This is a genomic window from Bacillus sp. MN7755, assembly GCF_054771475.1.
On record NZ_BTRL01000015.1, the window covers coordinates 15,749 to 28,145 of the forward strand.

The 12,397-nt window shown below is 35.9% G+C and carries 8 protein-coding genes; 1 reads left to right on the forward strand and 7 read right to left on the reverse strand.

Annotated features, from left to right (window positions below; all coding sequences use genetic code 11):
• Window positions 1–8 precede the first annotated feature (8 nt).
• Window positions 9–776, reverse strand: coding sequence for a DUF3891 family protein (locus ACYVEC_RS16735; RefSeq protein ID WP_063223366.1), 768 nt, complete (start codon window positions 774–776; stop codon window positions 9–11).
• 205 nt (window positions 777–981) lie between these two features.
• Here ACYVEC_RS16735 and ACYVEC_RS16740 point away from each other — a divergent pair, with 205 nt between their 5' ends.
• Complete coding sequence (locus ACYVEC_RS16740; protein WP_001043907.1) at window positions 982–1,254, forward strand: HU family DNA-binding protein; 273 nt, start codon at window positions 982–984, stop codon at window positions 1,252–1,254.
• Window positions 1,255–1,291: 37 nt separating this feature from the next.
• Here ACYVEC_RS16740 and ACYVEC_RS16745 read toward each other — a convergent pair whose 3' ends face one another.
• Genes ACYVEC_RS16745 through ACYVEC_RS16770 form a run of 6 tightly spaced genes read right to left on the reverse strand, consistent with a single transcriptional unit; the run spans window position 1,292 to window position 12,397 of the window.
• On the reverse strand, window positions 1,292–1,834 hold the full coding sequence (locus tag ACYVEC_RS16745; RefSeq protein WP_063223367.1) for a hypothetical protein: 543 nt from the start codon (window positions 1,832–1,834) through the stop codon (window positions 1,292–1,294).
• A gap of 35 nt (window positions 1,835–1,869) precedes the next feature.
• Window positions 1,870–2,619 carry a 4'-phosphopantetheinyl transferase Sfp gene (sfp, locus tag ACYVEC_RS16750; RefSeq protein ID WP_063223368.1) on the reverse strand — a complete coding sequence of 250 codons (750 nt, stop codon included), beginning with the start codon at window positions 2,617–2,619 and terminating at the stop codon, window positions 1,870–1,872.
• A 33-nt stretch (window positions 2,620–2,652) separates the two neighbouring features.
• Window positions 2,653–4,095 (reverse strand): MDR family MFS transporter, encoded by a 1,443-nt coding sequence (locus ACYVEC_RS16755; RefSeq protein ID WP_460507372.1) that lies wholly within the window; start codon window positions 4,093–4,095, stop codon window positions 2,653–2,655.
• Window positions 4,095–4,319, reverse strand: a complete 225-nt coding sequence (locus ACYVEC_RS16760; RefSeq protein ID WP_063223370.1) for an MbtH family protein — start codon at window positions 4,317–4,319, stop codon at window positions 4,095–4,097. The genes ACYVEC_RS16755 and ACYVEC_RS16760 overlap by 1 nt, the downstream gene beginning before the upstream one ends.
• A complete protein-coding gene (locus tag ACYVEC_RS16765) occupies window positions 4,316–11,470 on the reverse strand; it encodes an amino acid adenylation domain-containing protein (protein WP_460507375.1) in 7,155 nt (2,384 codons plus the stop codon). The genes ACYVEC_RS16760 and ACYVEC_RS16765 overlap by 4 nt, the downstream gene beginning before the upstream one ends.
• A gap of 33 nt (window positions 11,471–11,503) precedes the next feature.
• Complete coding sequence (locus tag ACYVEC_RS16770; protein ID WP_063223372.1) at window positions 11,504–12,397, reverse strand: isochorismatase family protein; 894 nt, start codon at window positions 12,395–12,397, stop codon at window positions 11,504–11,506.

Genomic DNA, 12,397 nt, shown 5'->3' on the forward strand with positions numbered 1-12,397 from the left:
TCGCCTCCTTATTGTATGAAACGAATAGTTTGTTTCTTCATTTCTGATTCTCTATCAGCCTTTACAATTCCTTTTTCTTCAATTTCACGTTTATCTATAGTTTTATATTTTACATACGTATGAAATTCCGTTTGAAATGGAAACGGTGTAATCCGAATTGTTTCCTCATCTATCCATTCAGCTTGAATAGGTTTCCCCTCTTTACTATTAAACATTTCTGTTCCTTCAAAACCATCTTTAAACAAATCAATTTCATCTTTCTTTTCTACCCCTGGTTTATTCATACAGACATATAAAGAAAGTTCATCGCAAAACTTTAATAATCTATAATGTTTATCGAACATCGCAAATTGTTCTTTTGTTAGTGTTTTCAATATTCTTTTTTGTCGTTCCAATTCCCCTGTATAAAATGACATCATCTCTTCATCTTCCTCATTTAATGGAAATGATAAAAAATGCTTACTACAAAGTAATGCTCCGTATGGATTGGAATCTTCAATTTCATTCAAACCAATCGTATAAAAGACAAAGCGTAATGAACTTGGACAATCCATAAATGTATATGGGATATTTTTAGCATCATTCAAAATTGGTACTTTATCAAGTTCTATCCATCCTCTATCATGCTCATATATTGCATCAATTGTCTCTTTTAAATATGTGTCATCTTCAAAAAAATCTTCTTTTATATGCTTCGCAATCTCTCCAGCTAAAAAACCATGATCATGTTGACGAATTAATATACTTTCTTTCTCATCCTTTTCACGAAAAATCATCCGTATACTCCCCCTCATCCTCATATTACAACGTTTTCTATGCATCAATTCTTAATTAATCCCTAATTATTAGCAGGGATTCAGTTTCTTGCAACGAAATTAACATAACTATATAGCATTCTTTCTAACAATATAAATAGCTTTATCTTTACTAACTATTATACTAAATCATTCATTCCAAAAAATTTTTTTATGAGGTGAAAACATGAACAAAACAGAATTAATTAAAAATGTCGCACAATCAGCTGATATTTCTCAAAAGGATGCTTCTGCAGCTGTACAATCTGTATTTGACACAATTGCTACTGCATTACAATCTGGCGATAAAGTTCAATTAATCGGCTTTGGAACTTTTGAAGTGCGTGAAAGATCTGCTCGTACAGGACGTAATCCACAAACTGGCGAAGAAATTCAAATCGCTGCTGGTAAAGTTCCTGCATTTAAAGCAGGTAAAGAGTTAAAAGAAGCTGTGAAATAAACAAGAAACCAGCCATTTTATAGGCTGGTTTCTTGTTTTAATTTAGTAATTCCTTTATATTCTCTGCATGATACACTTCACAAATATAAAATATACATTTGCAGTTACTTACAATTTGATATTTTCTTGTTGGATACACATTCGCTGCAACAGAGCATCCATCAAATAATTCAATAATATTTCCAGAAGGCTGATACCCTTCGTATAATACGTTTCTTCTTACTTTCATCCTTTCTATAAGTTTTTCAACTGGAATGTTTCCACTCTCTAATTCACTCTTAATTGTATTTGGTAAAAACGAAGTGTCCGCAAAAATTAGATTTTCAGATAACACTTTTCCTTTATAACTAACATGAGATACACGGTAAAGAAATGTTCCGTTTTTATCAAAGAAATTCTTTGCTTCTTTCGGGATGTATTGTCTATCAAGTACCTCTTGTTCGAGGACATCAAACTGAACTGTATCATTCAATAACTTTTCTAAAGCATGAATAGATGATGTATCTCCAGCAAATAAAATATTTTTAATTGCTTGTACATTATAAGTGAATTCATTTGTTCTATTTTCCGCTACTAACATGAGGAACACCTCTTCTATAAGATATTTTATTAAACTTATTTATAATTTAAAAGCTCTACTGCGTCTATCTGTGTGATTTTAGTTACTTCTTTACTAAATATTGCAATTGAAGCCATATAATCTACACTTGGTCTTATATCTTCAATCATTGTAGTTTCTACTAACTCATGTCTATCCTTAAAAACTAACAAGTTTGGAGGATCATTTGGAGCTGAGATAGTAATATCCACTGGTGGAATCATTAGTCCTTCACCTGTCGCTTTGAGCACTGCTTCTTTTCTAGTCCAATATGTTAAAAAACCTTCTATTTTCCGTTCATTAGGTAATTTCATAACTTGCGCTATTTCAATGTCTGTTAATACGCCTTCTGCCATTTTCATAACATCTACATTTGGATTCATTTGTTCAACATCAACGCCTACAGGTGCAGACTTTGTAAATGCAACAACAACCCACTCACCTGAATGTGAAACCGATATTTGTGGCATTCCTTCTGGTAATTGCGGTCTGCCATGTTGTAATTTACATACTGGGCACATTCGATCAATCGGCACTTGCACTGGCGACATAGAAAGTATCTTCCCAATAACTAATCTACTAATTACGCAACCTATTATAAAACGGGCACGATCTGCCGAATGATGATATGAATTTGCTTTCTCTCGTTCAACGTCATTTAGTAAATTGTAATGCCATGATTGTAAATCTGAAATTCTTCCCCACCATATTTGACAATCATTCTCATTCAAAGTTGGTATAGAATCTACAACTTTACTTTCTATCATGTAAACTCTCCTTTATACAACGAATATCAATTGTTATTCATTGACAAGTGCTTTCTGTTTTTTTGATACGGATAACATTTTTTCTTTCTTCTTTGACATTACCTCTTTATCAGAAATACGTAAAGAAAATAGTAATGCTACAAGTAAAAATATTGCTGATCCAATTAATGCCGCTTGATATGGCAAGAAATCTGAATGAGCATTATGTTGTGCACTGTTATTTCCAAAACCGGCTAGTATACTAGCTAAAACAGCAACTCCTATCGCTGAACCTAATCGATTTTGCACATTGAATATAGTAGTCGCTCTCCCCATAGAAGGTGGTGCGATATTGTTAAATGCAGAAAATTGAACTGCTCCAACAGACTGACCTAAGAAAATACCGATGCCAAACAATAATGCCCGAATTTGCCATGCGTTCGTATCGTGATTTACAAAACTTAATAAAACAAAGATAATCGCCGTACAAATTAATCCAATAGAAATTACCTTTCGAGCTCCTAATTTCTTATATGACCATGGCACAATCTGTGACGATATCATTAACCCAATCGCCTCTGGAAATGTCGTAAGGCCTGATTCCAGTGCGGAAACTCCTATTACATTTTGATACATAAGTGGAAAAACAAATAACATTCCTAGTAAACCAGCGGATGAAAACAATGAAATAAGGCTCATTTTTCTAAAGACTGGTTCTTTTAATAATCGTAAATCTAACATCGGTTGCTTTACTCTAAGTTCTACAACGATGAACAATGTAATAAATACAATCCCAGCTATCCCAGTACTCATAATTTCTGGAGAAACCCAGCCTTTTGATGGTCCTTGACTAAGTGCATAAATTATCATCGCAAATCCTGGTGCTGAAAGAACAAAACCGAGAGAATCAAAACGACCAGCTGACTTTTCAATATGCTCTTTTAAAAATAGAAGACCGAATAGTAACACTACGATTCCAAACGGTAAATTAATATAAAATGCCCAGCGCCAAGACATTTGATCTACAAAAAAACCGCCAATAATTGGTCCTACTGCCGGTGCAACAGCAATTGGCAATACAATAAACCGTGAAATTTTCGGCCTTTCCTCTGGCGAAAATGTTCGGAATAACATCGCCATCCCAACTGGTGTTAAAAGCCCCCCGCCAGCACCTTGAATGATACGAAAAATATTCAATGAAGTAATATCGTTCGCTATTCCACATAATGCAGACGCAGTTGTAAATACGAAAAGAGCGATTAGAAATACTCTTTTCGTACCGAAGCGATCTCCCAACCAACCGGAAATTGGAAGGAAAACAGCTAAGCTAACTAAATACCCAACATTAACCGTCCCCATCGCGGATGGCGGCACTTGTAGTTCTTTACTTATCGTTTGTAATGCTACATTTACAATTGTTGCATCCATTGCAGCCATAAACATCGCTGTAATATAAACGATACTTACAACTACTTTTGGATTTATTTTTACCTTCATTATCGTTTTCCTACTAATATTTTTTCGCCAGCTTGATAACTTTTTGGATTCAAATCTTTCCAGTTAGTTTCAACATATTGTAAGCAAACTTGTCTGCTAGCTTCTTCATGTACGACATTCCATCCAATAGGTACATCGAGAAAGGCAGGCCAGAGAGAATACTGGCCCTCCTCATTCATTAATACTTTATATGTGTAATTATCATTTTCAAATGGATTCGTCATACTGTACTTACCCCTTTCTTATTCTGCAAATATTTCGCTAATACTTGTCCAATTTCTGTAAGTGGTCCTGGTTGACATAAATCTTTATGTCTACAATCAATATCGTGTTGTACAATTTTCCCATCTAAGTAATTTAGCCACGTATTTGGAGAAATAGGATCAAACCAGTCTGGTATAACAGTAGATCTAAAGAATAAAATATCTCCGTTATAAACTTTCGGTACATACTTCCCTAACAACCCTACCGAATTTACATATGTTTCTTTCAAGTTCAAAATAGTCTCTTCCTCAAGACTTGCTAATGCACTTCCATCTTTACGAAGTATTTCAACTGCACTTTCCATCGTAAGTGGTTTACCATCCATGTTATCTGGATCATATCCACCTAAAGCAAGTAATGCGATTAACGCCTCTTCTTCAGTTGGTGCTTCCGTATTCGGTAGGAAGTGGCCAGGATAAGAATCTAGCATAACGAGTAATTCTACTTCTTCCCCTTCATTTTGTAGTTGCGCTGCCATTGCATGAACAACATTTCCTCCGAGCGACCAACCGAGTAAACGATATGGTCCGTGAGGCTGTACTTCACGAACGTGTTTTAAATAATCCGCTGCCATCTCCTCTAAACTTTTTGGAAGTTCTTCATTTTTAGCAATACCACGTGCCTGTACACCGTAGATTGGATAGTCTGTACCTAAAGATTTCATAAGTCCTGCATAGCACCAACTTAATCCACCTGCTGGGTGTACACAAAATAGTGGTAATTGGTCTCCGCTTGCTCGTAATGGAAGCAACACATCAAGTGCACTTTGTCCATTTCCCACTGCAAGTCTTTCAGCAAGACCTGCAACAGTAGGTGCTGCAAATAAAGTTCCGATATTTAGTTCAACCCCAAGTGCTTCTTTAATACGGCTCATAAGCTGTACTGCAAGAAGTGAATGGCCACCTAGATCAAAGAATCCGTCATCAATTCCAATTTGAGGCACACTTAAAACTTCTGTAAACAAGTCACATAGCATTTCTTCTTGCGGTGTTCTTGGTCCACGACTAGAAGATGATGCGATAAATTCTGGAGCTGGCAATGCCTTTCTATCTAATTTACCGTTTGGAGTTAAAGGCAACTCATTTACTATAACAAAAGCGTATGGAACCATGTAATCTGGTAAACTACCACCAGCATACTGACGCATTTCATTCGTATCAATCATTTCATTATTTGATGCAACGATATAAGCAACTAACCGTTTATCCCCTGGTTGATCTTCCCTTACAATAACGGCGACTTGTTCAACTTTAGGATGTTTCATTATTAACGCTTCTATTTCCCCTAACTCAATTCGGAATCCACGAATTTTTATTTGGTGATCTGCACGTCCTATATAATCTAGCGTCCCATCTTGACCCCAACGCGCTAAGTCTCCAGTACGATACATTCTTGTACCTGGCTTCCCAAATGGATCTGCAATAAACCGTTCTGCAGTTAAGCCTGCTCTTCCTAAATATCCACGAGCAAGCCCTGCACCTGCAACATACATTTCTCCAACTACTCCAGGTGGCACTGGTTGTAAATAGTTGTCTAACACATACACTTTAAGATCAGGTATACTACACCCAATTAAACTGTTTGCTCGTAAAGAGACTATTATTTCATCTAATTCAATATAACTAACATGTACTGTCGTCTCCGTAATACCATACATATTAATAAGCTTTGGTGCATTATGAGAATGTCGACTATACCAATCTTCTAATCGACTTAGCTCAAGTGCTTCTCCTCCAAAAACAACATATCGTAAAGATAATTTTTGGCCAATCTCTTCATTTTCACGATCTGCTTGCATCAATTGATAGAACGCTGATGGAGTTTGGTTTAAAACAGTTACCTTTTCTTTAACAAGAAGTTGTAAAAATTCTTTCGGCGACCGACTTACAGTATGTGGTACTACGACTAGACGCCCTCCATATAACAAAGGCCCCCAAATTTCCCAAACCGAGAAATCAAAAGCGTATGAATGGAACATCGTCCAAACATCGTCTGCGTCAAATTGGAACCAATGATCAGTTGCTCCTAAAAGTCTCACTACGTTTTGATGAGGTATCATAACGCCTTTCGGTCTACCTGTTGAACCTGACGTATAAATAACGTAAGCAATATGTGAAGGAGTTAACGGCTTCACACGCTCCATTTCATCAATATTGTCTTCACTATATTTCTCAATTTCTTCTATTACTTTTACATCATCAACTAAAATTTTCAGTTCCTCATCACATTCAATTTCCACATTTGAATTTGTTAAAACACATGATGGTTTCGCATCGTGGAGCATAAATGAAATACGATCAGACGGGTAATCTGGATCTAATGGAAGATAACCTGCTCCTGCTTTAAGAACCGCAAGTAAACTCACAACCATATTTAAAGACCTCGGCATTGCTAAAGCAGCGAGTTGATCAGGACCGATTCCTTTTGCTATTAACAAACGAGCTATTCTATTTGCTTTTTTATTTAACTCTTCATAAGTTAATTTCTTATCTTCAAAGACAACAGCAATAGAGTTTGGATTTATATGAGCCTGCTTTTCAAATAATTGTGGCAATATCATTTCTGGTGCAATTTGAAAACCACCATTCCACTTTTCTAATACTGTATTTTTCTCTGCTAAAGTTAATATTTCTAATCTGCCAATGGATTGATCCGGATTTGTCGCCGCATCATCTAATAACAAAATGAATCGTTCTATTAGTTTTTGAACCGTTTCACGTTTATATAAATCGGTACTAAACTCTAGTAATCCATGTAAACCGTTTGGAGTACCATCACCCCCGTTACTCTCACTAATTTCAAATGTTAAATCAAATTTTGCAGAACCGACGCTTTGAATTTCAAGGCTCGCTTCTAAATCTGGTACATTAAACGTTGCTTCTGGTGTATTTTGAAAAGCTAACATAACTTGAAACAACGGGTGGCTATTTCGAGTACGTACTGGATTTAACACTTCAACAAGTCTTTCAAATGGAACATCTTGATTTTCATAAGCTGCAAGATTTACCTGCTTCACTCTATTTAATAATTCTTTAAAACTTGGATCTCCTGAAGTATTTGTACGTAACACTAATGTATTTACAAATAAACCAACAATATCTGAAAGTACATCATCATTTCTTCCAGCAATCGGACTTCCAATTGGTATATCAGTGCCTGCACCTAATCTTGTAAATAGTGCACTAAGCCCTGCTTGTAGCACCATAAACAAACTAACTCCATTTTTACGTGCAAGCTCTACTAACCTACTATGCATACCTTCATCTATATGAAAATGAATTGTTTCCCCACGGTAACTTGTCTCAATTGGACGCTGGAAATCTGTAGGTAATTCCATTTGGTCTGGTAAACCTTTAAGTTCTTCTTTCCAAAAATCTAATTGTGTTGAAATAAGACTCTCTGGTGTCGTTTCATCACCTAGCAATTGCTGTTGCCAAAGTGCATAATCTGCGTATTGAACTGGAAGTGTCTCCAGCTGAACTCTGTCACCTTGACATCGTGCTTTATACGCTCCTGTAAAATCTCTCGTTAACGGCTGTAATGACCAGCCATCACCTACAATATGATGTAATAGAATTAATAATACATGTTCGTTTTCACTCACTGTAAAAAGTTGCAAACGAACTGCCGGCTCAAAATCGAGGTTAAAACTATATCTTACCGCCTCTGAAAGTACACTTTCTAATTCATCTTTACATGTATTAGTTATAACCATTTCTAGATTTAAGTTTTCCATATCTAAAATTTTTTGATAGGAACTACCTAATACGTTAGGGAAAATTGTTCTAAGTGTTTCATGTTTCTCAACTACATCATAAAAAGCACCTTGTAATGCTTCTCGATTCAATATTCCATTCATACGAATGACTAGCGGAATATTATAAGTAGGACTTGGACCTTCTAAACAATTTAAGAACCATAACCTGCGCTGTGCAAATGAAAGTGGAACTTCATTTGGCCTACTTGCTTTCTGAATAGCTGGTCTTGCGCTTTTTGCATAGTCTAATTGTTTCGCCAGTTCGGCAACAGTTGGTGATTCAAATAGTTTCCCGATTCCTAATTCCACACTTAACGTTTCACGAATTCTTGCCATTAAACGAGATGCGAGAAGTGAATGTCCACCCATTTCAAAGAAATTATCATCAATGCTAATTCGAGAAACACCAAGTACTTCTGCAAATAAATCACATAATATTTCTTCTTTCGGATTTCTAGCAACCCTCTCATTGTTCATTCCATTAAAATCAGGAGCAGGTAATTTCTTTCTGTCAACCTTACCATTTGGCGTTAATGGTAATTCTTCTAGCACAACAAATGCCGATGGTATCATATAATTCGCTAAACTTTTTGAAACATAAGAACGAATTTCTGAAAGATTAATCGGTTCCTCTTCTGCAACGATATACGCAATGATGCGTTTATCATTTGGGCGATCTTCTCGTACCATTACTACCGCTTGTTGAATACTTTCATGTCGTTGTAATACCGTTTCAATTTCAGCTAATTCAATTCGGAATCCACGGATTTTAATTTGATGATCTGCGCGACTAATGTACTCTAACGCACCATCATTACGCCATTTCACAAGATCTCCTGTACGGTACATGCGCTTCCCTGATTCTCCATAAGGATTTGCAACAAACCGTTCAGCTGTTAACTCAGGTTTTCCTAAATATCCGCTTGCAAGTCCTTCCCCTGCAATATATAGTTCACCAATAACTCCAGGTGGAACTGGTTGTAACCCTGCATCCAATACATACACTTCTGTATTGCAAATTGGCTTTCCAATAGGAGGTATACCCTTTTCACCTTCATCAATGTTCATAAAAGTAGACCAAATCGTCGTTTCAGTTGGTCCATATAAATTAGTTATTGAGCAACCTAATTCTTTTAATTTATTTGCTAAATGCGCTGGAAGAGCTTCACCACCAACAAGTATGCTTAGCCCTTGTAGCTTTTCTGGATAATCAGTTACTAACGCCTGCCAAAGCGTCGGTGTAGCCTGCATAATGGTCACTCTTTCTTCTTGTAAAAGTGTCGTTAATGCAGAAGGCTCTTGTATGTCTTCTTTTTGCGCAATTGTTAAACTTGCACCACTAATAAGAGGTAAATAAATTTCTAGAGCAGAAATATCAAACGCAAACGTTGTAACTGCTAATAAATGATCATTTTCATTTAATGAAAAATTTTGTTGCATAGCCATTAAAAAGTTACTTAAACCTCTCATAGAAACAATTACACCTTTTGGGTTTCCTGTTGAGCCTGAAGTATATATTGTATAGGCTGGGTTTAAAAGTGATACATCATTCTTACATGCTATATTCATGCGAGAATATGTATGTAACGCTAGTTTCGTTTCTTCTTCATCTAATACAATTTTTTTCATATCATTTTCTATAACTAACTTAGATGAAACAGATGAATGTGTTATGATACAAACTGGTTTTGCATCATTTACTATATAATTAACTCTTTCTGCTGGGTATTCTGGATCTATTGGTAAATATGCTGCACCAGCCTTTAAGACTGCTAGCATACTAACTACCATTTCTATTGATCTAGGGAACACTAAAGCTACAAACTGGTTTGGTCGTATTCCTTCTTCTACTAAATAATGTGCTAGTTCATTCGCTCGTTCATTTAGCTCTTTATACGTAAGGTTTACACCGTCACAAGTAATCGCTAGTTTATTTGGATTTTTTTGCACTTGTTTTTCAAATGATATAGGTAGACTGATTAACTCATCGTCTTCCTTCGTTTCATTCCATTCCAATAAAACTTTATGATTTTCTTCAGGCAGAGTAATGTTTATTTTTCCAATCGACTCGTTTTTCTCATAATTATTTATTACTAATTCAAATAGATTCATAAATCTTTCTTTATGCACTGCTAGCTCCGCGTCATTATATACTTCGGGATTCGCATCAAAATGAATCATTAGCTCATTTTGATCAAAACGTTTATATACATTTATCGATAAATCATCTACAGGTCCTGCTGATAAGTTATGCGTAATACCACGATTTCCAGCAAAATTAAGCCCGTAATCAAAAGGCATAACATTCACTAACGGTCCAAACAACCTTTGATTTTCACCTAGTAACTTTAAGTCTCTTCTTAATTCCTCATGACGGTATTTATGATGGCGACGTACATCTCGGATTTCTTTAGAAACTTGCTGTAATAATTCCGCAAGAGTTATATTTGGAGTTACAGTGAGGCGCAGTGGTACTAAATTCATTACCATACTTGGTGTATGAATAGATACAGAACCTAGACGTCCCATCATCGGTAAACCTAAAACAATATCATTTGCACCTGTTAACTTATGCATATAAATACTTGTTACAGCGACAATGAATTCCGGCCAACTTGTTAACGAAATATTGATATCTTCTAATAAAGTTTTCGTACTAGAACTAGATAAATAAGCTGTTTCTCGTAAAAATCCATTTGTTGTTCTCGGTGCTCGTTCTGCTAAACTTATGACATCCGGTTCATCTGCAAACTTCTCTAACCAAAAAGCACGATCTTCCTGAAATTGTTTAGATTCACGATACGCAATATCTTCTTGCACAACTTTTGCAAGAGAACCAAATGGCTTTTCATTCTTGTTTGTTTCTTCAATAAGTGATGTATACTCATTCGCTACCTTTTGGCTAAGAAGTGAAAATCCATAGCCATCCATCACAATGTGATGGATGCGCTGATACCAAAAGAAACGATTATTTTCAACTTGAATAAGTGCTTCAGTAAATAAAGTATCTTTTTTCAAATCGACTGGCATAGATAAATCATTTTTCATCCATACTTTAGCAGCTTCTTCAGGGTTTTCTTCTTTACGAACGTCAATAAAATGCATATGAAACTGTGATTCTTCAATAACTTGCCATGGGCCAATTTCATCCTCTTCGAAGCGAACATGAAGTGCTTCTGCTTCCATTACAACTTTACGTACAGCTAGTTCGAAAATTTCTTGATGAATATTTCCGTTTATTTCTACATATTCCCCAGTATTATAAATTGGATTAAGCGGATCTAATTGTTGCGCAAACCACATACCAGACTGCGCAGATGATAACGAATGACGAATCTTTTGACTGTTAGGCATTCTTTACTACCCCTTTATTATGTAGTCTATTTGTTACAGCACCTGTGCTGTTTGTGAAGATAGTAAACTGTACCAATCGGAAACAGTTGGGCGTTCTGCTAAATCTGCAAAAGTGATTTCTTTCCCTTCACGACGCCACTTCTCTACTAAACTCATAATTCTGACCGAATCAAGCCCTCTATTTAGTAAGTCCTCATCAATATCAATACTCTCTACTGGCTCACGAAGTAGTTGTGCAACTAGTTCATGCACTTCCTGTATAGTGATTCCTTCACTCTCATCACCTTTTACACTTTGTAAATCGTTTAATAGTAGGTTTGTTGATGTCGTTACTGCACATCTATTAGATGCATACTCCAATGCTTGTTTATGATGCTCTAGTGAAAAATCAGCAACTGCATCTGCTACAAAGAACGGCTGAATTCCATCCATAAAAGCTTCACAAGCTGTTAAAAGGCAGCCAATATGCGCATAAATACCGCAAATAATGAGTTGATCTCTTCCTTGTTCATTTAAAATTTCTAATAGGTTTGTCTTTTTAAATGCACTATATCTCCATTTTGTTAAGAATATATCATCCTCGTCAGGAGTAAGTTCATCGACAATTTTCTTTTTATCTGGTCCAGCAGGAATACCGTCACCCCAGAAGTCTTGTAATAACCCTCGTTGTTCTAACGTTTGTCCACCAGGTTGTGCTGTATAAACAACTGGTATGCCAAGTTCCTTACATTTTTCTCTTATCACCTTGATATTTGAAATGAGTTCTACTTTCGGTGACTCTTTATCGCTATATGCATCAAGAAAATATTCTTGCATGTCATGAATTAAAAGTACTGCACGTTTCGGGTCTGGTGTCCAATTCACTTTATTTTTTGGTAGTTCTGATTCAATTGGCATTTTATATACTGAAATAGATGGAATAGCCAT